The organism is Fortiea contorta PCC 7126 (assembly GCF_000332295.1).
Lineage (GTDB): Bacteria > Cyanobacteriota > Cyanobacteriia > Cyanobacteriales > Nostocaceae > Fortiea > Fortiea contorta.
The window spans coordinates 3,928,888-3,953,672 of sequence record NZ_KB235930.1; the positions used below are offsets into that span (position 1 = coordinate 3,928,888).

Genomic DNA, 24,785 nt, shown 5'->3' on the forward strand with positions numbered 1-24,785 from the left:
GAATGAGTGGTTACTGTGTAATCACGTTCACATTAATCACGATACATCTAGTGTAGAGACGAAGCAAAAGCAACGTCTCTAATATTTTGAGTATTGTTAAAGGCTATAAGCTAGTGTTTAGCCGCCGCAATTTATTTTTTATGCTTGCTAGATTTCGCTCCCATAGAGTTTTATTTGCGGTTGCTGGAATATCCATTAGTGGTATTGCTGGATGCAAATTTCGATAATATTCCCAAATTTCCCAGTACGGACAACCTGGTTGAATGCGAATACCCGCCCAGTGGAGGTATTGTAGAGATTGATTAACCGTGGTGTCGAACAACAAATGATTATGAGTTTGAAAATGGGGAGTTCCCGCCCAATTTCCAGGGGCTTTACCCTCTCTGCGGATAATGTTAAAGCGACGTGGAACTCGCTTGAGTAGCATATAATTAATGATTGGTTGGTCAGAAGTTTTTTCAGAAAAATCAAAGTATTCTGGATGGTTCGCGCACTCAGCAAAGGTTGTGTACAAGTCTTCTTCCGAGATTAAATTCTTTTTAGAACCCCAAAAACCTCCGTTAAAAATATCTTTTATTTCAGTTTCTGTGAAAACTTGCTCTTTTAATACTTGTGGATTAAAAACATTTTTAATACCGCCCAAATGTTGATAATCACAACAAATAAAATCGGAGTGACGCAGGTGATTGAGATTATCGATTATTTTCTCAAACACAACAATATCTGTGTCAATATACAAAAATTCATCGAATTTTCCAAACCAACAAGCTTGTTTGCGAAATTGGTTAGGACGAGCGAAAAATTGACCACCAAAGGTTGCATGTAGTTTTTGCGAAAGGCGTTCAATAAAATCTAAATCTGCATAGACTTGAACACCATAATATGTGTTGAGTAGGTCTGCTATATGATGATAATTGTCATCATACGGAATCATCACAACTGGTGTGTTTACATCATACAAGCGAATGCTGTTTAGGAGAGCGATCGCTTGATCGATGACTTTATCATTAGCAATGATATAAATTCCCCGATTCATTTAGCAACCCTCGCTTGATTAGATAATCCTAGCTTTCTTAAAATTCTTGTCCCTAAACTGGGTGGAGCATTATAAGCTTTGGGTTTAGTGGTAAAGTTTGGTCTATTTTCTGGCTCATGTAAATAGCGGTAATGCAAGAAAATATCTCGATAGGGAAAGTCGATATTTTCACCTGCACAAACTCGATTAAAAATCTTAGAAGATAGCCCAATATAATGCAGATAAGTTAGTCTATTTCCCTTGTCGTAGAGAATATGATTCCGGTTTTCAAAATGCGTGGAAGTGACTGCACATCCAGTAGCTTTGTCGGTAGGTAAATTGCGTCCAAAATTATAAAAAGAGGTATTTGTTTTCATCCGCATATAATTAAGAACAGATTGATTGGGAGCACCCATATACAAGAAATCTGATTCTCCATTTCTTAATTGAGATAACAACCATTCTCTCTGTTCTGGAGGAAATATTCCCCGCTTAGATGCATAAAATCCTGAGCAGAAAATATCAGAATCAATCTGTTTTTGGCTAAATACTTGTAATAACTGAGGAGATGATAAATTATAGATATGAGAAGGGTCTTGATATTGAAAGTCGTAAACTACAAAATCGTCATGTTCTAATTGATCGAAAATGAAATTGATTGGCTGCATGACTAAAGTGTCAGCATCAAAATAAATAAATTTTTCAAATAAACTATCTGGATCAAAAGCACAATAACGACGATTTTCTCCCACTCGATAAAACTTCTTAATTCCTTGCTCTTGCCAAGTTTGAATTGCAGTTGGGTGTGATTTCCAGACTTGGTAAGAAAACTCTTCCCAACGAGTAAAAATTTCTGGATTTTCTAAGATAGTGACATTTTTTCTAGATGCTACTTCTGCACGAATCTGCTCTATTTGGTCGTTATAAGCGATAACACACACAGGTACATCTTCACCAGCATTAACTTCTATACTATTAAGTAACGCCACAAGTTGGTGGTAGACATAATCATTCGCCAGGGTATAGATTCCATTTGTCATAGTTTTAAGCATTGTTTTCTACAAAATTTGATAGCCAATTCAGCAAGTTTAATTTGTGTAAAATCACCTGACGAGCTTCGGCTATAGCGTCTTTAGCAGCATACCAAGCATCAGGATTAGCGGTAACATCTCGAATGTAGGCGATACCTTTTTCATCTAAACTTGGTAATCTTAAAAAACTACCACTTGGTAATAATTTATCAGCCGCAGATCCACCATAGTATATTGGTAAGCACCATGCTAGTAAGGCATCCCAAAGTTTTTCGCTGACATACCAATTATTGTTAGCATAGTTCTCAATTGAAAGGTTGTAATAATACGGTGCCATACCATACCATTTATTACTTAATTCACCATTTCTGTGTGCCCATGTTGGTAAATCGCGCCCGTACAAATCAAAGGGAATACCACTATTTTGTAAGGACTGTAAAAAGTCTAATCGCTGACGATGGTTAGCGGTGCGACTAATACCAGAGGTAATCCAACTACAAGCAGCAACTTTTTTAGGTGGTCGCATTTCATTTAAGTCTTGAAATGAATTGCTATGATACCAAATAGCGGGCATATATTCGGGATGAGGTGCAAAATCATCGGGACCGGAAACATAACCACAATATTTCTGAGCTTGTTGGTAAGTTCGGTGATGGTTTTCTATAACTTCATCTAGTGGTGGTTCTCGTAATAAATAAATTATTCTTTCTTTGCTGACTCCGCGTAAAAGAGAATGAATATCTAGCTCTGGTTGCTGTTGTTTTTGGCGAAAACTATTTAACCAGGATTTTTGCGGATGAGGCTTGGGAAAATCAAACTGATACATGAGCAGAAAATCAGGTTTCGCAGCCATTCCCAACATTTGAATATTTTGCCATATACCAAATTCATGTGGTGTTTGTTGCCATAACCAATCGGCTCTTTTTTCTAAATCTCGATAGCTGCTAATCATCCCTACAATTTTTCTATTCATTGATATTAATTTTTATTAGTTAATATAATAAACTTACCCATTTTTTTATTTAGATAACTCAACCTAAATACAGGTTATCTAATGAGTGCAGGTAGCAGAGATTGATCGACATAACTAAGAATCTTGGCGGCTCTATTTTCCCAAGAAAATTGTTGAACAAATTCAATAATCTGAGAATAACCCTCTATTTTTCTGGGATAAGTTGCTAAAACATATTGTAGACACGCGGCGAATTGTTTTGGGTTATCTGGTTCACACCAAGCAGCGATCGCTTGAGTGTTTTTAAACTCTATTAAGGAGGGAATTTCTGTAGCGACGATGGGCGTTCCAGAGGCGAAATAGTCAAATAATTTGAGGGGAGATGTGAAAGTCGCGGCTTTTCCTGAACAATGAGGATGGGCTAAAATATCTGCTGCTTGTAATAAGGATGCTAATTCATTATGTAATATATAACCTAAAAAGATAATATTATTGACTTGTTTGCTTGCGGCTAATTGTTGATAATGTTCTACTTCATCAGATTTACCACCTGCACAAACAAACTGAACAGTCGGCATTTCTTTTGCTACTTCAATCAGTAAGTCAATACCTTTAAATTGTTGTAGTGCTCCTGCATATACTATTAAATGTGAGTCTTTATTTTTCAGAAGTTTTTCCCGCCATTTTGCAGCTTTTTCTGGCTGTCTGAGCATAAATAAACTATTAAAACCATTGTGTAATTTAATCACTTTGTCTGGAGGCATACCATTTTTAATCATACTTTCACGAATAGTATCGACAACTGTTATTGCAATTTGAAAAAGAGGACTTTTGACGATTTCCGGTTCAAATTGTTTATCTTCATGGTGGTGATGTTCATAAATGGAGGGAATACCATTTTTAATTGCTGCTTTGATTAAATTCCAATTACGAGTATGCAAAAGTTTAGTATTAGGAAATATATAGAAAGGAAAATAATATTTTGAGGCGATGGTATTAGAATTAGTTAATTTGCTGGGGAAGTTATCGATAGGCCAAGGCATAGGTAATGGAGCGACTTTGAGTTGATGATGTAGGTTATAGTATTTAATGAGTTTTTCTGGAGGTGTGATCGGTTTAAATGGATGAATTAATTGGATGAGATTAATAGCTTTGACACCTTTACACGGATATACTAAAACAGTTGAATAGCCTAAATTTGCTGCACCATTAGCTGCATTTGTGGACTGGACTAGATGAGCTTCTGGCTTGGGTAAATCTGATTGAATGTAGAAAATATAGTTATCTTTTTTCATTATTGCCTATTTTTAGACTATGCTCGAATTTTTCTAATTTATCGAACAAATGGATAGCAGAGTTATATGCTTCTGCAACTAATTTGTTTTGCTCTTGTGCGTCGTATAGTTCGTTATCAGCTAAAGAATGCAGAACTCCCATAATGATATTGATGCAGCTACGGAAATCTTCAAAAATATGCGTAAAACTTTGATATCTTGTAATTACACTATTATTTTTTTCGATAGATGAAAAAGATTGATTTTTAATTTGCTGATTAAATATATCGTCAAAAATATCAATAATTGTGATAATTCTTAAGGATGAAATATTAGATGCTGCAATTAATTCTCTTCGCTCTGGGAAACTGTCTACTAGGTCGTCTAGTAGTAAAAGTAGAAAGCCAATCATCGAGTTAAGCTGATTCCTAATTTCATGAGAAATGCGGACTAAGCTTTGATATTGTTGGGTGGTAGCTTCCGGATGATTGTTAAATTGCATAAAGTAAAGGCGCGAGTAATAACCACCTTTTTTTAATAGTTCTTCGTGAGTTCCTATCTCGACAACACGTCCTTGATCTAGGACAGCAATTTGATGAGCTTTTTGGATTGTAGATAGGCGGTGAGCAATAATTAAAGTTGTGCGATCGCGGCTAAGATCGTCAAGGGCGCTTTGCACTAAACGTTCAGAAACTGTATCTAACGCGCTGGTAGCTTCATCTAAAATGAGAATTTCTGGATTTTGTAGCAAAGCACGAGCGATCGCTATTCTTTGTCTCTGTCCACCAGATAACATGACACCGCGATCGCCAATTAAGGTATCAAATCCTTGGGGTAATTTGCTAATAAATTCATAAGCATTTGCTCGTTTTGCTGCTGATAAAATTTCATCATCAGTAGCATTAGCACGACCATAAATGATGTTATTTCGCACTGAATCATTGAACAAAAAAGTATCTTGACTGACGATTCCCATCTTGTGACGCACGGATGTGAGATCGAAGTCGCGCAAATCCCTACCATCAATAGTGATAGAGCCGGATAATGGATCGTAAAATCTGGGTAGGAGGTCTGCTAAGGTTGATTTACCAGCGCCAGAACCACCCACTAAAGCCAGCGTATGACCACGAGGTAAAAATAAATCTACATCTTTAAGTACTAACTTTTCATGATCAGGGTACGCAAAAGAAAGGGAATTAAAATGTACTCCTTTCTCTAATTTTGTATAGGAAATTTTCCCTCTGCTCATGAAGAGTTTATTATCTTGATTTAAAAACTCTGTCACCGTATTCACACTAGCGGTGGTACTAGCCAAGCTACTACGGACAGTGTTTAATTGCGAAATTAATGGTAGCAGTCGTAATAATACTAATAAATATGTTAGTAGTACAGCGGATAAAGAAGCAATTTGATTTGCTAATAAAAACTTACTTAAAAATACAATTAATAGTAATGCGGTAATTCCCATGACCTCGCTCAGAGGGGCGATGGCTTCCGAATTAACTTGAGATTGAAAATCTGCTTTTTCCCGGGCGCGAATTAAGTTTTTCACCTTATGATATTCCTTCTCTTCATTTCCCGTAGCTTTTACTAAGCGAATACCATTTAAAATCTCCAGCATAGCAATTGAATAAGCTTTAGACATCTCACTCAATTGCTTACCAAATCTTTTAGACCGAGAAATTGCATACTGATTTACTAATGTCACTAAAGATAATAAAACCGTAGCCGCCAGTGTCAACTTCCAAGAAATTGACAACAATAATCCAACAAACACTAAGATAGTAATTCCTAAAATAAGTAGCTTAATTGTCAGACCAATAGCAGTTGCGGCTCGACTAATTTCCCCTCCCAGACGATTGATTAAATCGCCAACCTTCATCTTGGCATAATAATCTATGTCTATTTCTAATAATATTTTTAATCCAGTTTCTCGCATATCTGACATCAGTCTTCTGGTTAAAGAACTCGATGCTAATGTACTAGTGTATGTAGCTAAATTTTTGAGAAAAATAGTAAATATAATTACCCCAGCCATGACCGTGAGCCGATAATTTTCTGGAACCTGATCAAAGGGAGTCATAATTGCTTTCAAAATACCTGGGGCTTTGCTTAAATCTGCTTGTTCACCCACAATTTTTAAAACTATCGGCACAATTAATGCGGTGCTGACACCGTTAAATAAACCTCCAGAAAATCCCAAGACTATCGTCAGAATTATTAAACCCGGGTACGGTTTAGCAAATTTTAATATTAGTTTCCTAGTAGACATAAGTTATTTTGATAAAAATTAGTTCATTATTATAATTTTTACAAGCGAGCAATTACCGAATCCAAATTAATAGCCATCGCCTCGATACTATATTTTTCTATACATCTTTTTCTAGCTTTTATCCCTTGAGCATTTGCTAAATCTAAGTTTTGAAATATCAATTGAATTTTGTCGGCGATTTGTTCAGGACAATTAGGTTCAACTAAATAACCAGTGTCACCTAAAATTTCGGGAATATCTCCTACAAATGTTGATAACACAGGTTTAGCCATCGCCATTCCATCTGTTAGTTTCAAAGGAAATTGAGCGCGGGTTTCTGGTGTATCTCGTTGCGGTACAACAATAATATGAGCAGCAGCTATCACATCAGGCATTATATCTGCAGGATAATTAGGAAGCTTAATGATCCAGTGTCCCCATTTTTGTGTCAGTTGTTCATCATAATTATCATAGGGACTACCACCAACAATTACTAGTTTTAAATCTGGTTGATTAATTTTATCTAGGGCGATGAGGACATCTTCTAAACCTTTATAAGGTCTAGGTGCTCCAGGAAACATTAAGACTCGATATGCTGATAAACCATAGCGATTTCTACTTGCATCAGCATCATATCGAGTGGGATCAAATAAAGAAGTATCTTTACCGTTGGGAACAAAAATACCCCCAAAACGCTGCTGTAAAAAGTTAGTATGTACCGTGACGGCGTTGGCTTGTTTCACTAATTTTTCCATCCATTGTAAATATAAAGGATGATTAGGTAATGTCAAAGCACCACCTTTTTTTAGTAAATCTCTAGCTAGCTGTTTCCAGGTAAAATCATAATGCCATTTGTCGCCACCATGCCAACTAAGTTCCCAGTCATCTATGTCTAAAATTATGGGTTTTCCGGTGTACAACTTTTTCAAAAGCCCTACGCCAAAACTTGCTGGTTGTGGTTTGATTGCATAAATAATATCTCCATTGATTAATTGCAAAATTTTACTAACGGATAGAAAAAAGCTGGGATAAGTTGAGCCTTTGATAGCGTGTATTTTAGCATCATGAGGAATTGCTCTATATAATTCATTGCCAAACAAAAAACCGATAATATCTACTTGATGTCCTAATTTGTTTAGAGCTTTTTGAAGCAAAGATGCGCGCACAAAGCCATCATTAGTAGATAAATTCCAGACGAGCAATGATATTTTTAAATGTTTTTTCATGACCGCTGGGTTTCTTCTTGATAAATCATTTGGTACGCCAGGGATTTGTTACCTGATTTGGTAAAAATAATTGAGCCAGTTGATCAAATATTTTTGTATATAATGAACGGCTAATATCTTTAGCGTATTGAGGTCTATAAGGATAGGTACAGTGGAGTACTTTAATTTCTCCCTCAATATTGTATGAATCTTTCCATTTACTCAAATAGTTGTAGTTTGCTGGTAGAATTTTGATGAGCGGTTTTACAGATGCGATCGCAGCTGCAAAAGCACCCTGATCTCGCAGCAGTAATTTATCTTGGTTTTTGGTAACTACATTAAAGTAATCTTGAAACTTTGCAAAAAAGTCTTGAGTTGTCGGTGTTTTTTTAAAAGCAATAAAACCACCATTATACTGAATACTATCTTCCTGGAGCGGTAGCCCTAGAGCTTGTAAAGTCGGTAAAACATGAGGTAAATTTTCTTGTTGATTTCCTCGCAATAAATTTGTAGCTTTTGCAATTACAGGTTGAACATCTTTGGTTAACAACAAATCAAATTTATCTAGATCTTCAAACACATCATTAATATCCGTAAGTAAGCAAATATCCGCATCTAAAAAAATAGTTTTATCAAATTCAGAAGCTGTAAATAAAGAAATTTTCGCTAGCCGCGATGCTAAAACCGTATTTTCATGTTTGGGTGCTGGCTTTAAAATTACATTTTTAAAAGCTCTGAGCAAGGGATAAAAAATGCGAGGAACTCGGTCAATTAAAATAATTATCGGTTCTTGGTGGAATTTTCTAATTGCTGCCAAAAAATGTATACAATCTTGCAAGGAATAAATTCCTGTCAAAATTGTCATAAAACCTCTAGTTTTTGTCACCATAAAAAGTAAATTTATGATTATTAATGGCTGGAATGACTTTCATCAATTAACTAATAATTAAATTATCTCAATTTATATGATGCTTTAGGATTTTCCCTATAGTAATTCTACGGGAAATTATATTCCTTTTCATGGTTATTTTACGAATTAACAGTATTAATACTGAGCAAACAGTAAGTATATATATTTGGCTTATCTGAAATTAAAACTTTCATTTATTAGAAAATTTATTCATAAAAAAACTAACAGCATAATTCTGTTAGTTTAATATTAATATTTCGGCTAATTAATTTTAACCAAATTCATAACATAGAAATTTAGACTAGTAAAAAAACTACCAGTCAACTAATTGAACTTGTCCTGTTTGGATAGAATCAAAAACGCGATTAATTTGGCGACGTTCTTCAGTACTAATATCACCATGATTAAAGATAGTAGCAGTGAGTAAACTATGGTCTTGGCGACTCATACTTCCTGAGATGAGGATGCGGTCTACAATGCGCTTGGCAGTTATTTCAGCTTGATTAACTGGCTGGTAGATGGAAGATTCGTAGTTCATATTTCTCCTGTAGATGATGCAACTGATGATGAAAAAAAATGTGCTTAACTTTTTGTAAAAAGCAGCCACATAAAAGTTTTTACTTATTGATTTTGGCTGATTAGAACAAATGTTATTGCTCCCCGGTAGCAAATTTTCTTAGCACAAGGGGAACAAAAAAGACCAAAATTAATCTAGCTTTGCCTTTGCGCTTGTTTCCAGAGAAATTTTACTGATTATATTTGTCAGGTTCAAAAGCTTTTTACTATGATTACCGTAAAATTACGGTTGTGTATGACTATATCTAATGATCAATAACAGCTATAATGAACAAAACATGAGCGCTTTATGTAGCTAGTGCCTATCTACTGGGACGGAATGTTATCGATAAATACCACACTTACTTGTAGAGAAAGCGAAAGTAATGGAAGTTATTCGTCTTCAAGCACTCGCGGACAACTATATATTCCTGCTATATGACAGCACACTTAACATCGCAGCGGTTGTTGATCCAGCCGAGGCTGAACCAGTACTCCAGCAACTTACACAATTAAATGCAGATTTAGTAGCGATTTTTAATACACACCACCATCGAGATCACGTGGGTGCAAATCTGCAACTTATCGAAAAGTTTCCCCAACTCACAGTCTATGGTGGTTCTGAGGATCGAGGTAGAATTCCTGGACAGCAGGTGTTTCTGGATGATGGCTCCCGTGTCCAGTTTGCTGATAGGATTGTCGAAGTTTTCTTTGTTCCAGGTCATACCCGCGCCCACATAGCGTATTATTTTCCCCCAAAACAGGCGGGTGAGATGGGAGATTTATTCTGTGGTGATACCTTGTTTGCGGGCGGTTGTGGTCGCTTAATGGAGGGGACACCAACACAAATGGTAAATTCTTTAGAGAAACTGCGTGCTTTACCGGATAATACGCAGGTTTGGTGTGCTCATGAATATACTTTAAAAAATTTACAATTTGCTTTGACCGTTGATGGTAGTAATACTGAGTTGCAAAAGCGCTACCATGAAGTGCAAGCTTACCGTCGTCAAGGGGAAGCGACTGTTCCCTCGCTTTTAGGTGTGGAAAAACTGACAAATCCTTTTCTGCGTTGGGAGCAGCCGTCATTACAATTAGCTGTCAACAGTCATGACGCAGTACAAACCTTTGCTCGGATACGAGGATTGAAGGATAAATTTTAGTTATCTCAAAAATGCCGTATGTCCTACGCTTCCGCTTTTTCTCCTAACTACAGCACTGCGAGAAATCGTTTTTGCACTGCGGCGCAGTCCTTGGGGTGTCGTCTGGAGACATACCCAATTGAGCAGAATGGTTCTGATGGGGAGGAATTATCGATTGATGTGGCGATGGTGGGGAGTCCGCACCCACAACAAATAGTAGTTGTTTCTAGTGGATTGCACGGTGTTGAGGGTTTTTTCGGCTCTGCAGTTCAGTGCGCCTTGCTAGAGGAGCATTTGGTTGATTGGAGTGCCACCCAAGGTATAGGATTAGTATTATTACATGCTTTAAATCCTTATGGTTTTGCGTGGCGCAGGCGGTGGAATGAGGACAATGTTGATCTTAACCGGAATTTTTTGCTACCTGGGGAAGAATATCGGGGTAGTCCAGAAAAGTACCATGATTTGAATTGGTTGTTTAATCCGACTTCACCACCATCTCGTTTTGAACCGTTTTTAATCAAAGCGATCGCTACTATTGTCCGTCATGGCATCACTTCTTTAACAGAAACTTTGCCGGTGGGGCAGTATGATTTTCCCCAAGGGCTATTTTTTGGTGGACATCGCCCCTCAAAAACTTATGAAATTCTCCAAGCGAATCTAACTCGCTGGATTGGTGAAGCCACAAATGTAGTCCACATCGACTTCCACACCGGACTGGGTAAAAAAGCCACCTATCAACTTTTCATTGATGACCCCCCAGATTCAGCAGCAACCCAATGGTTGCGTGAGAATTTTGGTCATCAAATCGTTACACCAGACAAACTCAAGGGTAATGCTTACAAAATTCGCGGGGGTTTAGGAAGTTGGTGTCAGGCGATGTTTCCTCAGTGCAATTATCACTTTCTCACAGCGGAGTTTGGCACTTATCCTGTGCTCCAGGTGGTCGAAGCATTGAGAGCAGAAAACCGTGCTCATTTTTTTGCACCACCACATCACCCATCCCCAGAATGGACGCGCCAGCGACTGGTGGAAGTGTTTGTACCTGCAGATTTGGCTTGGCGGGAAGCAGTGGTATCCCAAGGCTTGGATTTGGTCGCCAGAGCGATTGAGGCTTTGGGAGCAAGAGCGATCGCTTAAGCTAAACTTTATAGTGGCGAATAGTTGCGATCGCCCCCCGCCTTTCGCTACGATCTGTAAGCTTTAGGGTATGGGCAAAGCTACTTGGGACACAGCTACATTCATGTGAGCTACCCTGCTGAAACCCAAGTTAATGAGATTCTACAGGAAAAACGAAAAAAATGGCGAAACGGATACAGTTAGTTTTAAATCAGGACGTCAGCAAACTAGGAAAATTGGGCGACTTAGTAGAAGTAGCTCCCGGTTATGCTCGCAATTATCTGATACCCCAAAAATTGGCAACTCATGCAACTCCCGGTATTCTCAAGCAAGTAGAACGCCGCAGAGAACAAGAACGTCAACGTCAATTAGAACTCAGACAACAAGCCTTGGAACAAAAAGCCGCTCTCGAACAAGTCAGCAGCTTAAAAATCGCCAAGCAGGTTGGTGAAAACGAAGCAATTTTCGGTACCGTCACCAGCCAAGATGTTGCAGATGCAATTAAAGCCGCTACCAGCCAAGAAGTTGACCGTCGGGGAATCACCATCCCAGATATTAACCATCTGGGTACTTACAAAGCAGAGATTAAACTGCATTCTGATGTGACTGCAGAAGTGAATATCGAAGTCGTCGCTAGCTAATTATCGTTTGATTTTGACCCCAGCCGTCCTCAAGGGCGGCCCAGGGTAAACCGTTCACGAATTGTGGTAATTAACTGCTCAATACCAGTAGGTTTCTGGATGTAATAAAAGTGTGTGAATGAAGGTAAGAAAAGTTATAGAGCGTGATTTCCCAGGATTAGGAGCACGAATCAAACAGCATCGAGAAGCAGACAGACGTTCCCTAATTCAGCTTTGTGCTGAAATTGACATGACACCTGCTAACTGGTACAAAATCGAAAACGAAGAAACCAAGGTTTTACCCCTAGAAACCTTGCAGAAAATCGAAAGCGTTTTAGGACTGGACTTGGGAGTAAACCTCGATGGTTAATTCCGCAAACACTAACTATTACTTGTCGATTTTGGACTATAAGAATAATAGCGAAATCATCATCGTCCGTCCCAAATCGCAAATTTAATCCTTATGGCTGAAGAACTGAGTTTTCAAGGCGATGGTAGCGGTGCTCTACCACCCCAAAACATTGAAGCAGAAGAAGCGATTTTGGGGGGAATTTTATTAGATCCAGAAGCAATAGGGCGAGTGAGCGATCGCCTCATCGCCGACGCATTTTATATTAGCGCCCATAAAGAAATCTATCAAGCCGCTAAACAGCTACACACCCAAAGTAAACCCACAGACTTATTAACAGTAACTAGTTGGTTAGCTGACCATGATTTACTAACCCGCATCGGTGGAAGAAACAAATTAGCTACCCTCGTAGACCGCACCGTTTCTGCAGTCAACATCGACACCCTAGCAGTGTTAGTCATGGACAAATACCTGCGGCGACAATTAATTAAAGCAGGTAATGAAATTGTCCATCTTGGTTATCAAACCGAAACCGAATTACCAATAGTTCTTGACCAAGCAGAACAAAAAGTTTTTGGTGTCACTCAAGAGCGTCCCCAATCAGGATTAGTCCACATTTCTGACACCTTAGTCAACACTTATTCTGATATTGAAACTCGCCACCAAGGTATTGCTTTACCAGGAATTCCCTGTGGTTTTTATGATTTAGACTCCATGACTAGTGGCTTTCAGCGCTCTGATTTAATCATTGTTGCTGGTAGACCATCAATGGGAAAAACAGCATTTTGTTTGAATTTAGCAAATAACATTGCCGCAGGTTATAAACTCCCAGTTGCTGTTTTTAGTCTGGAAATGTCAAAAGAACAATTAGTGCAGCGATTATTAGCCAGCGAAGCGGGAATTGAAAGCGGCTATTTGCGGAGTGGACGCATCAGTCAAACCCAATGGGAACCTTTAAGCAGCGCCATTGCCAAACTTTCAGACATGCCGATTTATATTGACGATACCCCGAATATTACCGTCACTCAAATGCGTAGTCAAGCGCGAAGATTGCAAGCAGAAAAAGGCATGGAACTCGGATTAATTGTGATTGATTATTTGCAATTAATGGAAGGTGGCGGTGATAATCGTGTCCAAGAATTATCAAAAATTACCCGCTCTTTAAAAGGTTTAGCTAGAGAATTAGCTGTCCCAGTCATTGCTTTATCGCAATTGAGTCGAGGTGTAGAAGCGCGGACTAACAAGCGCCCAATGTTGTCAGATTTGCGTGAAAGCGGCAGTATTGAGCAAGATGCAGATTTAGTAATTATGTTGTACCGTGAAGAATATTACAATCAAGACACTCCCGATCGCGGTGTCGCCGAAGTCATAGTAGCAAAACACCGTAACGGCCCCACAGGTACTGTTAAACTATTATTTGATCCACAGTTTACCAAGTTTAAAAATTTAGCAAGACCAGGTAATTATTAAAAACTTCTACACCACAAAAAATGATGTAGAAGAAACATTAATTATGAGTGAAGTATTCCAGTTGCCAAGTTCCATGTTCACCGCAAAAATATATAGTAACTGGTGCACTGATTAGAGGCTGAATCACCATACCAGTAACCCTCTTGCTGACAAGCTCTATCTATTTCACTTGTCCAGATTAATGGAGCGAACAACTTTCCAAAACCAAACAATAGAAAGTTGAGCACCACAAAAGCGAAGATAGCACCAAACCAATTGGTTCCTTGCTCTTCCATCGTCTACCTCCTTAGTTATTTTCATTGCATATCTTATGAATGGCAACTAAATAATTAATTGCTAACTTCAGAATATGTAAAACTCGTTTTAAACACAGCCACTATTTCTGCTGTGATCAGTTCAGAAATCAGCAGAAAAAATTGCACTTTTGTGCATATGCTGATGGAAGCATCTGTGCTCATTACCCCTTCAGCAGCAAAAACTAAATCTGAAACCAAGCAGTCAAAGCCACAGCCAAAGCATCCGCAGCATCATCAGGACGGGGAATCTCATCTAAATCTAGTTCCCGCGCTACTGCTTCTTGGACTTCGAGTTTCTCCGCATTACCATATCCCGTCAAAGCTTGTTTAATTTGCGCTGGCGTAAATTCCACATAAGGGAGACGATGCTGGCCTAACACCAGCATGAGTACACCACGAGCCTGTGCCACTAAAATAGTACTTGACATACGATAGAAGAACAACTTCTCGATCGCTACCAAATCTGGTTGCAATTCAGTTATCAGGGTATGTAAATCATCGAACAAGGTACACAGTCGCTGTCCCATTTCGGCATTTGCAGGTGTGCTAATCACCCCAAAATCCAGCATATTCACGGTTGTATCTTGTATCTTGGCTTCATTTTTTTTGCAGGTAATGAGTCCGAACCCTAAAATTGCTAGTCCCGGATCTAATCCCAAAATTCGTGTTTCCATTAAATTAACATTTACCAAAGTAGAGTATTGTTCCACTGGGAGCACTAGCGGCTTTGAGGATCGGCTCAAAAATGAACGAGACGGGAAAATTTAATCATTCCACATTTGGTGTTCAAACCAAGTAGTGTACATTTTCTGTTAATTATTGTTTTTACCATTGCTCCAAACTAGGTATGTCAATCGGTTTTCTCAGACAAGCCCTCAACGCACTGCAAAAGCGATCGCGCAATCGCACTTCCCATCGGGTTAACCAGTGGTTCAAATGGCTATCTCCTGGATTATCAGTCAAACGTTGGCTGCTAATCAGTGTTGGGGGTGTAATATTGGCGAGTCTGGGGTTAGCTATTTGGATTAAGCTGACCCCGATTTTTTGGACAATAGAGTTGCTCAGAGAGTTACTGGGAGCGATCGCTAATATCTTACCCAACTATATCAGCGGCCCTCTGGTGGTACTGTGCGGTTTATTATTGCTCCTTTGGGGTCAAACACGCACCGTCGGTTCTATTACTAAAGTACTTCGACCAGAAGGAGGAGAAGAAGAACTCATAGATGTCTTACTCGCCCATCGGCGATTATACCGAGGGCCGAAAATAGTCGTTATTGGCGGTGGGACAGGTCTTTCGACTTTACTGCGAGGATTAAAAACCTCCAGCGCGAATATTACGGCGATCGTTACCGTCGCCGATGATGGTGGGTCTTCGGGGCGATTACGTCAAGAATTTGGTGTTCTCCCTCCAGGTGATATCCGCAACTGTCTAGCAGCGTTAGCAGATGAAGAAAAGCTGTTAACAGAATTATTTCAATACCGTTTCCGAGCTGGAGACGGATTGACTGGACACAGTTTTGGTAACTTGTTTTTAACGGCCATGAGTGATATCACTGGAGACTTAGAGCGAGCTGTTGCTGCTAGCTCTAAAGTTTTAGCTGTGCGGGGACAAGTTTTACCCGCAACTCTCAGCGATGTTCGTCTCTGGGCTGAATTGGCTGATGGTCGCCGGATTGAAGGCGAATCTAATATTCCCAAAGCTGGGGGGAAAATTACCAAAGTTGGCTGTATACCCGCCAATCCGCCCGCTTTACCAGCCGCAATTAAGGCCATTAAAGAAGCTGACTATATTATCATCGGCCCTGGAAGCCTCTACACTAGCTTAATTCCTAATTTGTTAGTACCAGAAATTGCTGATGCGATCGCCCAAACAACATCACTCCGCATCTATATCTGCAATATCATGACCCAACCTGGGGAAACCGAGGGTTATAGCGTCGCTGACCATATCCGCGCCATCGACGCCGCAGTGGGAAACAGAAGGTTATTTGATGCTGTGCTAGTACATAAAAAATCGCCTTCAGTGAAATCGCTCATCCGTTACGCTGAACAAAATTCCCACCCAGTTTTTTTAGATCGAGAAGCTGTCACCCAACTAGGGCGACGGATTGTCCCCGCTAATGTTTTATTTGAAGATGAAACAGGTTATGTACGTCACAATCCCCAAAAATTAGCGCGCGTATTGTTACGGTGGTACAGTGGAGCACATCATATTAAATGAATATTTTGCTCACAGATGCACAAGCAACTTTCAATTTGGGCTTAACTCTTGGTCGCACCCTCGCTGCTGGAAGCGTCATTCTCCTCACAGGCGATTTAGGCGCCGGTAAAACTACTTTAGTACAAGGTATTGGTCAAGGGTTGGGAATCACTGAACCAATTGTCAGTCCCACCTTTACTCTCATCAATGAGTATCTGGGTGGACGTCTTCCCCTTTATCATTTAGATTTATATCGCCTAGAACCACAAGAAGTTGTGGGCTTAAATTTAGAGACTTATTGGGAAGGTCTGGAAGTGGCGCCGGGAATTATGGCCATTGAGTGGGCAGAAAGATTACCTTATAAACCAGATAGTTATCTGAGTATATATTTGAGTTATCACCCTGGGGGCGATCGCCAAGCTGAAATTACCCCATTTAATAGCACTGCAGGACTAATATTTGATTTCTGAAAAAAATTCAGTCCACTTTTATTCCCTTGTTCCCTGTTCCCTAATCAAAGCTGACTGTTATATATAAATTTTCATGTAGAGACGTTGCCATAAACGTCTCTACACAGGTTGGAAAGAATGCAAAATTATTTTTCTACCGCACGGAAATGGAAAGTATGATTTATGCAACAGAGTAATTTACTAGCAAACTTTTATATCCAGCCTTTGGGCAAAAATACACAGCAAATCAGCTTCTATCTGCCGCTACCGCGCTCGTCTTCGTTACAGTAATTATTTAGCATTGTTATCTTTTTTATTCAAAAATTAATCAAAACCTGTTGACCTGGAGAAACATGACAGTTAGATTTACTAGCTGTATTACCAAAATCAGTAATTACTAGTATGAAAATTGCAGATTAACTCAAAACATCTAAATAACAGCAACTTATAAAAAGAAAAAATGCCAAATCTACCTCAGTCAAAACGAACGCTTACATCCCGCGTTCATCAAGCGGTTTTCTTGCCTAAAGTGGCAATTTATGATATTGAGATTGGCATACAGCTTTTTATAGGTAATATCTAGCAAAATGCCGATTTATTAATTACCTAAGTACACAAAAAATTAGGCACAGAGAATACCAGTTGCTGTAGAGAGTGAGAGGCGGAGGTTTTGAATCTGCTAACACTGTGTTTCTATTCGATTATCCTCTTGATGAGTTTGATAAATTGTCTGTTTGGTTACTTGTTGCTACTTTCTTAATTTTGTAAAAAATCATCTTCTTTTTATAAGAAACAAAAGATTACACTGATTAGTGTTAGGAAAAACATGTTTTCTTAATCTATAAATTAAGCATATATAAACTCTTTTTAATTGAAAACAGAGTTTTCACATAACTTACCTAGCTTAATTAATTTGCCGAATTTTCTATAATTGTGCAAATAAAAATTGCAGATAGTGGAATACCCATAGGTGGTCGGAAATCTTTAAAGGTATAGCATTTATGTATGAATTGTCTAACTTAATCTTTAACTTTATTTGTCTGTGCTAGATTCACAGCCAATCTAGATAAAAATGACATCAACAAATTAATGGTGATAGTTAAGCTTATCTAATTACAAAATAGAGAAAATTTTATATGTGTATATGTTGCTATTACTTAATTAAGGCTTACGTAATGTATGATAGTTGCGTATAAGCACTAGAATATCTGCGATTTACCCGAGATTTCTAGGATAATCAAATTTATAGCAGGGAACAGGGAATAGGGAAGAGAGAATTGGGAATAGAGATGATATTAATATCAATTCCCCAGTCCCTAATTCCTAGGGTATTTGCTAAGAAAAATTGAGAGCCTGACCCCGTACCGACTCATTTACTTGACCCTGATCATAGACAATTTCGCCACCAACGATGGTTTTGACAGCCCAGCCGGTGAGGTTCCAGCCTTCAAAAGGACTCCAACGACACTTAGTGAACAATTCTTCCCGCAGCACTGGGCGGTAAGTGTTTAAATCTACAAGCACTAAATCGGCGTCATAACCAGGGGCGATCGCGCCTTTGTTGGGGATACCATAAGCAACCGCTACAGCCTGAGACATCCAATGGACAACTTGAGCAATGGTACACTTTCCTTGCATCGCGGCTGTTAACATCAACGCCAGAGAAGTTTCCACCCCAGGCATTCCGGAGGGACTATGGGGATAGGGTTGGGCTTTTTCTGCTAAAGTGTGTGGTGCATGGTCAGTGGCGATGAAATCAATCACACCATCGCGTAAAGCTTGCCATAAAACTTCATTATCGTGGGGCGATCGCAATGGAGGATTCATCTGCGCCAAAGTCCCAATTTTTTCATAAGCGCTCGTATTCAGCAATAAATGCTGTGGAGTCACCTCGGCTGTCACCCAACTGGGTTTCTCTTGACGCAGTAAATCAGCTTCCTCTGCGGTTGACATATGCAGAATATGTAGCCGGCGTTGGTATTTTTGCGAAAGTTTTAAAGCCAGTTTAGTCGCCAGCAATGCGGCTTGATTGTCTTGAATTTGGGAATGGACTGCAGGATCATCAATACCAGAAAACTCCTGACGCCGCTGGCTAATTCTGGCTTGATCCTCCGCATGAACAGCAATTAAGCGACTCCCTTGAGCAAAAATCGCCTCTAACGCCGCCTCTTGGTCAACCAACAACTGACCGTGCATCGATCCCATGAAAATTTTAATTCCCGGTGTGGGCTTGGCTTGCAGCAAGTCTGGCAGATTATCGGCTGTTGCCCCGATAAAAAAGCCATAATTAACTAAGCACTTTTGGGCAGCGAGTTGTAGCTTATCATCTAAAGCTTGCTGGCTAGTGGTCAACGGGCGTGTATTCGGCATTTCCAGAAAAGAGGTGACTCCTCCTTTGGCGCAAGCCCGACTAGCGGTAGATAAATCTTCCTTGTATTCTAGTCCTGGTTCGCGGAAATGTACTTGTGGATCGATGACTCCTGGCAACAAAGTTAACCCTTGTGCGTCTATTTCAAGCGTGGGTGCGGTGGTAGTGACTGCTGGTGCGACTTCGACAATTTGGCGATCGCGCGTCAGCACATCCCCAACCATCAATTCACCATCAGGTAGAATTATGCGAGCGCGACGAATCAGTAAACTTTTTGGAGATGACATGTGGTTAAAAGCAGTAAGACACAGAGCTACGCATGACGGATAACTATCCTTTTAGGTTAAACTTGGTTGCGCTCTCTAGTCATAAATTTTGGTCACAAGTTAAAAAAAAGTGGATTATTAATTAACAAGACCCCTGTGAAAATGCCTAAATAATCAGAAAATCTAACTTCTCCCGTTAAGATTAAAAAATAAGGTTCCTCTTGGCGAGTTCACTACCTGCATATTTTTTACTTCAATAAATTTCATGCAAAATCAAGTGTCTGATAACAACTCTAGTCAACAACCCGATAATTCCTGGATTGCAGAAATAGGTAGAACAGTTGTTTTAAGCATCGTTCTAGCACTAGGAATTCGTACTTTTGTTGCAGAAGCTCGTTGGATTCCTTCCGGTTCTATGGAACCAACCCTCCATGGCACCCCCAACCAATGGGAAGCTGATAAAATCATTGTTGATAAGTTGAAGTATAAATTTTCCGAACCGCAACGAGGGGATATTGTCGTTTTTTCGCCTACAGAAGAATTACAAAAAGAACAGTACCAAGACGCTTTCATTAAACGTGTGATTGGTCTACCGGGCGAAAAAGTAGAGCTGAGAAATGGCAAAGTTTATATCAACAACAAACCTTTACCCGAAAATAACTACCTCAGATCTAACCAACGCACTGTCACTGAAGTTTGCACTTCCGGTCAGCAACCCCCTTTCCTCGCCAAACCCCAAACTATCCCCGCCAACTCTTACTTAGTGCTGGGTGATAACCGTGGTAGCAGCTACGACGGGCGTTGTTGGGGTATTGTCCCCAAGCAGAAAATTATCGGTCGGGCTGTAATCCGTTTCTGGCCGCTGAATCACATCGGCGGAATTGATAAAACTCCACTTTATCCATAGTTAAAAATTATCTGTATTACTCGTGAATTTTAATTTTTGGTAGTTAAATAATCTTGCTATGGTGGATTAGTAACAACAGCATTTTTAATTTGGGATTTCCAGTCTTAGACAGGAATATCTAGCCTGAAATCCCAAATTACAAGTTGCTCGTCATCAAATCAATCTCTGCTGATGCCATACCTAGCCAAAATTCTACTGTATCCAGTTAAGTCTCTTGATGGCGTGGAAGTTGAAATTGCCACAGTTTTGGCTAGTGGAGCATTACAGCGCGATCGCGAATACGCAATTTTTGATGATGCACAAAAGTTTGTCAATGGCAAGCGCCACGCCAAAATTCATCTTCTGCGGGCGCAGTTTACATTAGCCCAGAAAACTCTCTCGCTACAAATTCCAGGGAACGATTCACCACAAATTTTCCATCTGGATCAGGAGCGACAAGCTCTAGAAGCAGCTTTAAGTGATTTTTTGGGATTTGCTGTCAAAGTAGAGCAAAACACGCTCACAGGCTTTCCCGATGACCTCAACTGCTCTGGCCCAACAGTGATTAGCACCGCAACTTTAATGGAAGTGGCTTCTTGGTTTCCCAATGTCAGTGTTGAGGAAATGCGCCGTCGGATACGTGCCAATATAGAAATTGGCGGTGTATCGGCGTTTTGGGAAGACCAGCTATTTAGCGCCGAAAGCGAGACAGTCTCTTTTCGAGTCGGAGACGTACATTTTTTTGGTGTTCAACCGTGTCAGCGCTGCGTCGTCCCCACGCGCAACCCTGACTCCAGCGCAGTTTACCCAAATTTTCAAAAAACATTTATCCAACAGCGACAAGCTACTGTACCGAATTGGGTAGCGACGGCGCGTTTTCGCCACTTCTACAGCTTGAGTGTGAATACACGATTACCAGCATCAGCAGCAGGAAAAATTTTGCAGATTGGTGATGAAATTACAATTATTTAGATAGGAGATTGGTAATTGGATATTACTTCACTGACGTAATACTAAATCCGCAATTAGTGAAGCGTGATCAGAATTAGCATTGGTTCCTATATATGTGCGCGCGACACTAAAATGTTGGTTGACAAAGCAGTGGTCAATGGGAATATTTATTAATGGTAATAGCCAGTTTGGTAAATTGACATAACTTGCTGGTCGCGGCCAGCTTGGTAAAATACCAAAACCTAAGCGGGTGTTATGCAACTTTGTTTTGTTGACAAATCTGTGATAGTAAGGCGACCAAGGCGTTAAATTAAAATCTCCGGCTAAAATTAATGGCTGATCTAATTTTTGTACATAATTATTCAGCGCCTCTAGTTGTCGATTACGTCGGTGAAAATTAGCTTGTGTTACGGGTACAAAAGGATGAGTACCAATAAATTTAACTGGCTTTTTATCTATTTCTAAAGTGGCGATGAGGTTATGACCTCCTTGTCCATTAAAGCTTTCACCTTTAGCATCTTTCATGGGTAAGCGGGTAAGGATAGCTAGACCACCTCCAGGACTTCTAAAACCATTAGATAAGCTTGGTTGGAGCGCAGTTTTTAGCTTGGTAAATATGTCTTGATCAATTTCAATAAATAAAGCGATATCAGGGCGTTCATTCTGCACTAAATTAATCATTTCCTGATAGCTTTTATTTTTAATATTCATATTATATGATAAAACCCGCACCTGTTTATCTGAGTTAACATTCATCTGTCGGGCATTGGGTAGATACCAGGGAATTACTTCAATGGCATTGATTCCTACTAGTAATAAAGCCGCTAAAAACAGAATTTTGTTTTTAACTTGGCGGGTTCTCCAAAGAATAAATAAAATAATAGTAAGTATTAATGATAAAACTAAATAATGAAAGCGGAAATGGGCGAATAATTCTAATGACCAAGACCAAGCAATATAAGATAATATAGATAATGAACCGAGAATTAATAAAGCGGTAGTTGCCAAGATTAAGTAGATTCTTGAAGCCATAATAATGCGTAAAAATTTTGGCGTAAATAAAGTTTATTTGTTATTTGTAATAGTTTTAGATAACTTAAGGTTGTGCAATTTGGCTGTTCAGTTGATGAGCAGTAAAAATTGGGGAAAGGTCATGCTTTCCTTTCCCCTGGGTGGTTATTTTGTTGTTTTGGGCTTGAGAGCTAATAACATTTCTAATTCGCTCGTGGATTTATCGGGACTGGTAGCAGTAACGCCCAAACCACGGATAGAAGCCAGAATGGTGCTGGCGTCAGGGGGGAGGGATTGACCGGGAAACCGATTAATTAATGTGACTGTTTTGTCCATATCTAAGTAAAAGTAACCACCGTTGGGTTTTTGCAAAGAACTAGTAACAGCCTTAAAAGTTTCGCTATTATCGAGGGGTTGATTCTTCGCAGTGGCGATCGCATCTGCAATCGGCCCACCCACAGCCACAAGTAGGGTATCTTGATCTAGCCAACCATGAGACAATACGGCCCCTTGCGGAGTTTGCCATTCCGTGATATCCTTACCACCAACATTTCGGTTAGCAACTGTGACTGATTGCCTTTTGATTAAGTCATCGAGCTTGGTCAGAGTGCTTTCTGCAGTTTTGCGATCGCTAGTATCAAATACAAAAGCGCCCCCAACACCTACGCTAGCTAGGATACCTTGATTTGAGGGAATCGCTGCGATCGCAAATTCTTGATTCATCCAGCCAATCACTTCTTTATCTAAATCTAGATTGGCGGTTGCTTTCAACTGCTGACGTACTTGTTCCACCGCTTGATTAAATTCAGGATAATCTTTTGACTGCTCCAGTAACAATGACCAGCTACGACTGATACCCTGACCGCTGACGAGAGCTAAAGTATCAGCGGGAAATTGTCCGACTATATTTGCGGGAGCATTTTGGTACTGGAATTTATTTAATTGCGGATCTAAATTAGCGATCGCTTTTAATCTCACACCCCCATCATCCACTCCAACACCCGCCACCATAGATTTTACCAGCTTCAATTGGTTAAGGGTTTGTGGAGGTAATTGCGTTGCTTGGGGATTAGAGGTGATTAATTGCTGTACCATCCCCGCATAATCAGGTACATAAATTTGGGCTAGGGAATTTTTCACATCCACACCCTTAGCCAGAATTGTACTCGCACCTTCTTTACCAGCAAAAGATGGCTGACCTTTAAAGGTATCAATCGCTTGTTCAATACCTTTTTTCTCTGGAGCCAAAACCAGTTGACTATTATTTAAGACCACACTATATGTCGGTTTTCCCTGTTCCCTGGTTTCCGTAATTTTTTCGCCTTTATAATCAGTTTCCGTGAATTTGACACCTTTTTGTGACTTGAGTTTGTTACCAAAATTCAAAGCACCGAGTTTGTCCTTAATTCCCACCACCACCAAAACATTAGGTTCAGATTGTGGGTTTGTAGGTTGATTAAGTTGATCACCTGGAGTGTTTAACTGTGCGGGTTTCACAGAGTTCGGCGGTAACACAGCAATCATCACCCCACCAACCCAAGGCTTTAAATCTGTTTCATAAGAAATGTTACTTTCTTTAAAAGCATCTTGGTTAAATTTCTCCAGCCCCTTGGTGATCAGATTTTGGGCTTCCGGAGTCCCAAACTGCTTTAACTTTTCCCAAGCCTGGGGATCAGTATTAATGTAAGTAGCCATTAATGCTGTAGCTGGAACAACTTTAGCACTGCCGAGTGCCCCGGTACTATCCCCGACAGGCGTTTTCAAGTATAGATAAGCGGCTATACCACCAGTAATAGCCACAACCGCACCGATGGTAGGAATTAAAAACTTTAATTTACTTTCAGGCATAAGTATTATCCTCACTTGCTCTAATTGTTACCGAGGCTAGTAAAAACGTCATTGTAATCCTTGCGGATTTCTTCATCGTCCTGAAGAATTCAACGGTATTTACTGCTAAAATTGTTGTCTCTACACACTATGGCTTTAGAAATACTCTTAACAAAGTCTTCAACAGGGTGACGAGGAAATCCGTAAATGGTGTGTTGTGAATCTCAAAAAAACAGCCTCGGTGATTACAGCAAGTTATCCTTGGTTATGAGGATACTGGGGAGTATTTGTACTCAATAAACATCTATGAGAGTACAAAATACTTTTGGCTAAACGACAAAATCGTCCAAAACACCAGCCGACATCAGGGTAAGTACAAAAGAAAAAATGGGGAAGATTAAACTTCTTACACAAGTAATCACCAAGGGCGCTCAGAAAAGCCCTGAATTAAAGTACCTGCTCCTAGAGCACACGTGTTTTTATGGGTTAAATACTTATCCAGGAAGCTTTAGCAGTTTTGTCTCACCCTCTTTATTGTTCGCCTTCGTTACTTTATGTAACCCCACAGAGAAATTTTCCCTCAATATTGAGTTGCTTTGGGCACTATACCTAAAAGCAAGATTTTGCTTCACTACATCTAGCCA

Annotated in this window: 21 protein-coding genes; 9 read left to right on the forward strand and 12 right to left on the reverse strand. The window is 39.7% G+C overall.

Going from position 1 to position 24,785, the window contains the following annotated elements; translation table 11 throughout:
• Positions 1–103: 103 nt before the first annotated feature.
• The 8 genes from MIC7126_RS0118235 to MIC7126_RS0118270 all read right to left on the reverse strand — a co-directional run bounded on the left by MIC7126_RS0118235 (position 104) and on the right by MIC7126_RS0118270 (position 9,176).
• Complete coding sequence (locus MIC7126_RS0118235; protein WP_017654604.1) at positions 104–1,036, reverse strand: Npun_R2821/Npun_R2822 family protein; 933 nt, start codon at positions 1,034–1,036, stop codon at positions 104–106.
• On the reverse strand, positions 1,033–2,055 hold the full coding sequence (locus tag MIC7126_RS0118240; RefSeq protein ID WP_026100359.1) for an Npun_R2821/Npun_R2822 family protein: 1,023 nt from the start codon (positions 2,053–2,055) through the stop codon (positions 1,033–1,035). The genes MIC7126_RS0118235 and MIC7126_RS0118240 overlap by 4 nt, the downstream gene beginning before the upstream one ends.
• Before the next feature lie 4 nt (positions 2,056–2,059).
• Positions 2,060–3,019, reverse strand: coding sequence for a glycosyltransferase family 10 domain-containing protein (locus MIC7126_RS0118245; RefSeq protein WP_017654606.1), 960 nt, complete (start codon positions 3,017–3,019; stop codon positions 2,060–2,062).
• A 74-nt stretch (positions 3,020–3,093) separates the two neighbouring features.
• Positions 3,094–4,293 carry a glycosyltransferase family 4 protein gene (locus MIC7126_RS0118250; RefSeq protein ID WP_017654607.1) on the reverse strand — a complete coding sequence of 400 codons (1,200 nt, stop codon included), beginning with the start codon at positions 4,291–4,293 and terminating at the stop codon, positions 3,094–3,096.
• On the reverse strand, positions 4,280–6,544 hold the full coding sequence (locus tag MIC7126_RS0118255; protein ID WP_017654608.1) for an ABC transporter ATP-binding protein: 2,265 nt from the start codon (positions 6,542–6,544) through the stop codon (positions 4,280–4,282). Before MIC7126_RS0118255 ends, MIC7126_RS0118250 begins: the two co-directional genes overlap by 14 nt.
• Positions 6,545–6,582: 38 nt before the next feature.
• Complete coding sequence (locus tag MIC7126_RS0118260) at positions 6,583–7,749, reverse strand: glycosyltransferase family 4 protein (protein WP_017654609.1); 1,167 nt, start codon at positions 7,747–7,749, stop codon at positions 6,583–6,585.
• 25 nt (positions 7,750–7,774) lie between these two features.
• Complete coding sequence (locus tag MIC7126_RS0118265) at positions 7,775–8,617, reverse strand: putative nucleotide-diphospho-sugar transferase (RefSeq protein WP_026100360.1); 843 nt, start codon at positions 8,615–8,617, stop codon at positions 7,775–7,777.
• Between the two features lie 334 nt (positions 8,618–8,951).
• Positions 8,952–9,176: a hypothetical protein gene (locus MIC7126_RS0118270; protein WP_017654611.1), complete on the reverse strand. Its 225-nt coding sequence runs from the start codon at positions 9,174–9,176 to the stop codon at positions 8,952–8,954.
• A gap of 403 nt (positions 9,177–9,579) precedes the next feature.
• On the opposite strand from MIC7126_RS0118270, the gene gloB reads away from it, so the two are divergent.
• The 5 genes from gloB to dnaB all read left to right on the forward strand — a co-directional run bounded on the left by gloB (position 9,580) and on the right by dnaB (position 13,887).
• The gene (gloB, locus tag MIC7126_RS0118275; RefSeq protein WP_017654612.1) at positions 9,580–10,353 is read left to right on the forward strand and encodes a hydroxyacylglutathione hydrolase; all 774 of its coding nucleotides are present in this window, start codon (positions 9,580–9,582) and stop codon (positions 10,351–10,353) included.
• Positions 10,354–10,371: 18 nt separating this feature from the next.
• Complete coding sequence (locus MIC7126_RS0118280) at positions 10,372–11,469, forward strand: DUF2817 domain-containing protein (protein ID WP_017654613.1); 1,098 nt, start codon at positions 10,372–10,374, stop codon at positions 11,467–11,469.
• 161 nt (positions 11,470–11,630) lie between these two features.
• Positions 11,631–12,089 (forward strand): 50S ribosomal protein L9, encoded by a 459-nt coding sequence (gene rplI, locus MIC7126_RS0118285; protein ID WP_017654614.1) that lies wholly within the window; start codon positions 11,631–11,633, stop codon positions 12,087–12,089.
• Positions 12,090–12,207: 118 nt separating this feature from the next.
• Entirely contained in the window at positions 12,208–12,438 is a 231-nt protein-coding gene (locus MIC7126_RS0118290; RefSeq protein ID WP_017654615.1) for a helix-turn-helix domain-containing protein, read from the forward strand.
• Positions 12,439–12,531: 93 nt separating this feature from the next.
• The gene (dnaB, locus tag MIC7126_RS0118295; RefSeq protein ID WP_017654616.1) at positions 12,532–13,887 is read left to right on the forward strand and encodes a replicative DNA helicase; all 1,356 of its coding nucleotides are present in this window, start codon (positions 12,532–12,534) and stop codon (positions 13,885–13,887) included.
• 478 nt (positions 13,888–14,365) lie between these two features.
• On the opposite strand, the gene ruvC is transcribed toward dnaB, so the two are convergent.
• On the reverse strand, positions 14,366–14,857 hold the full coding sequence (gene ruvC, locus MIC7126_RS0118310; RefSeq protein WP_026100361.1) for a crossover junction endodeoxyribonuclease RuvC: 492 nt from the start codon (positions 14,855–14,857) through the stop codon (positions 14,366–14,368).
• Positions 14,858–15,030: 173 nt separating this feature from the next.
• Between ruvC and MIC7126_RS0118315 the strand changes: the two genes are divergently transcribed.
• Positions 15,031–16,404, forward strand: coding sequence for a gluconeogenesis factor YvcK family protein (locus MIC7126_RS0118315; RefSeq protein ID WP_017654620.1), 1,374 nt, complete (start codon positions 15,031–15,033; stop codon positions 16,402–16,404).
• Positions 16,401–16,853 carry a bifunctional alanine racemase/tRNA (adenosine(37)-N6)-threonylcarbamoyltransferase complex ATPase subunit type 1 TsaE gene (locus MIC7126_RS0118320; RefSeq protein WP_017654621.1) on the forward strand — a complete coding sequence of 151 codons (453 nt, stop codon included), beginning with the start codon at positions 16,401–16,403 and terminating at the stop codon, positions 16,851–16,853. The genes MIC7126_RS0118315 and MIC7126_RS0118320 overlap by 4 nt, the downstream gene beginning before the upstream one ends.
• A 1,314-nt stretch (positions 16,854–18,167) precedes the next feature.
• Here MIC7126_RS0118320 and MIC7126_RS0118325 read toward each other — a convergent pair.
• Positions 18,168–19,487, reverse strand: a complete 1,320-nt coding sequence (locus tag MIC7126_RS0118325; RefSeq protein ID WP_017654622.1) for a dihydroorotase — start codon at positions 19,485–19,487, stop codon at positions 18,168–18,170.
• 244 nt (positions 19,488–19,731) lie between these two features.
• On the opposite strand from MIC7126_RS0118325, the gene lepB reads away from it, so the two are divergent.
• Together lepB and MIC7126_RS0118335 are read left to right on the forward strand one after the other, a co-directional pair.
• On the forward strand, positions 19,732–20,373 hold the full coding sequence (gene lepB, locus MIC7126_RS0118330) for a signal peptidase I (RefSeq protein ID WP_017654623.1): 642 nt from the start codon (positions 19,732–19,734) through the stop codon (positions 20,371–20,373).
• Positions 20,374–20,544: 171 nt separating this feature from the next.
• The gene (locus MIC7126_RS0118335) at positions 20,545–21,324 is read left to right on the forward strand and encodes an MOSC domain-containing protein (protein ID WP_017654624.1); all 780 of its coding nucleotides are present in this window, start codon (positions 20,545–20,547) and stop codon (positions 21,322–21,324) included.
• Between the two features lie 27 nt (positions 21,325–21,351).
• Here MIC7126_RS0118335 and MIC7126_RS0118340 read toward each other — a convergent pair whose 3' ends face one another.
• Complete coding sequence (locus MIC7126_RS0118340; RefSeq protein ID WP_017654625.1) at positions 21,352–22,335, reverse strand: endonuclease/exonuclease/phosphatase family protein; 984 nt, start codon at positions 22,333–22,335, stop codon at positions 21,352–21,354.
• Positions 22,336–22,479: 144 nt separating this feature from the next.
• Positions 22,480–24,162 (reverse strand): DUF3352 domain-containing protein, encoded by a 1,683-nt coding sequence (locus MIC7126_RS0118345; protein ID WP_017654626.1) that lies wholly within the window; start codon positions 24,160–24,162, stop codon positions 22,480–22,482.
• Positions 24,163–24,785: the final 623 nt, after the last annotated feature.

Bases quoted from the DNA above. Each gene is read 5' to 3' on its own strand.
- MIC7126_RS0118235 (WP_017654604.1), bottom strand. From the start codon at position 1,036: ATGAATCGGGGAATTTATATCATTGCTAATGATAAAGTCATCGATCAA.
- MIC7126_RS0118240 (WP_026100359.1), bottom strand. From the start codon at position 2,055: ATGACAAATGGAATCTATACCCTGGCGAATGATTATGTCTACCACCAA.
- MIC7126_RS0118245 (WP_017654606.1), bottom strand. From the start codon at position 3,019: ATGAATAGAAAAATTGTAGGGATGATTAGCAGCTATCGAGATTTAGAA.
- MIC7126_RS0118250 (WP_017654607.1), bottom strand. From the start codon at position 4,293: ATGAAAAAAGATAACTATATTTTCTACATTCAATCAGATTTACCCAAG.
- MIC7126_RS0118255 (WP_017654608.1), bottom strand. From the start codon at position 6,544: ATGTCTACTAGGAAACTAATATTAAAATTTGCTAAACCGTACCCGGGT.
- MIC7126_RS0118260 (WP_017654609.1), bottom strand. From the start codon at position 7,749: ATGAAAAAACATTTAAAAATATCATTGCTCGTCTGGAATTTATCTACT.
- MIC7126_RS0118265 (WP_026100360.1), bottom strand. From the start codon at position 8,617: ATGGTGACAAAAACTAGAGGTTTTATGACAATTTTGACAGGAATTTAT.
- MIC7126_RS0118270 (WP_017654611.1), bottom strand. From the start codon at position 9,176: ATGAACTACGAATCTTCCATCTACCAGCCAGTTAATCAAGCTGAAATA.
- gloB (WP_017654612.1), top strand. From the start codon at position 9,580: ATGGAAGTTATTCGTCTTCAAGCACTCGCGGACAACTATATATTCCTG.
- MIC7126_RS0118280 (WP_017654613.1), top strand. From the start codon at position 10,372: ATGTCCTACGCTTCCGCTTTTTCTCCTAACTACAGCACTGCGAGAAAT.
- rplI (WP_017654614.1), top strand. From the start codon at position 11,631: ATGGCGAAACGGATACAGTTAGTTTTAAATCAGGACGTCAGCAAACTA.
- MIC7126_RS0118290 (WP_017654615.1), top strand. From the start codon at position 12,208: ATGAAGGTAAGAAAAGTTATAGAGCGTGATTTCCCAGGATTAGGAGCA.
- dnaB (WP_017654616.1), top strand. From the start codon at position 12,532: ATGGCTGAAGAACTGAGTTTTCAAGGCGATGGTAGCGGTGCTCTACCA.
- ruvC (WP_026100361.1), bottom strand. From the start codon at position 14,857: ATGGAAACACGAATTTTGGGATTAGATCCGGGACTAGCAATTTTAGGG.
- MIC7126_RS0118315 (WP_017654620.1), top strand. From the start codon at position 15,031: ATGTCAATCGGTTTTCTCAGACAAGCCCTCAACGCACTGCAAAAGCGA.
- MIC7126_RS0118320 (WP_017654621.1), top strand. From the start codon at position 16,401: ATGAATATTTTGCTCACAGATGCACAAGCAACTTTCAATTTGGGCTTA.
- MIC7126_RS0118325 (WP_017654622.1), bottom strand. From the start codon at position 19,487: ATGTCATCTCCAAAAAGTTTACTGATTCGTCGCGCTCGCATAATTCTA.
- lepB (WP_017654623.1), top strand. From the start codon at position 19,732: ATGCAAAATCAAGTGTCTGATAACAACTCTAGTCAACAACCCGATAAT.
- MIC7126_RS0118335 (WP_017654624.1), top strand. From the start codon at position 20,545: ATGCCATACCTAGCCAAAATTCTACTGTATCCAGTTAAGTCTCTTGAT.
- MIC7126_RS0118340 (WP_017654625.1), bottom strand. From the start codon at position 22,335: ATGGCTTCAAGAATCTACTTAATCTTGGCAACTACCGCTTTATTAATT.
- MIC7126_RS0118345 (WP_017654626.1), bottom strand. From the start codon at position 24,162: ATGCCTGAAAGTAAATTAAAGTTTTTAATTCCTACCATCGGTGCGGTT.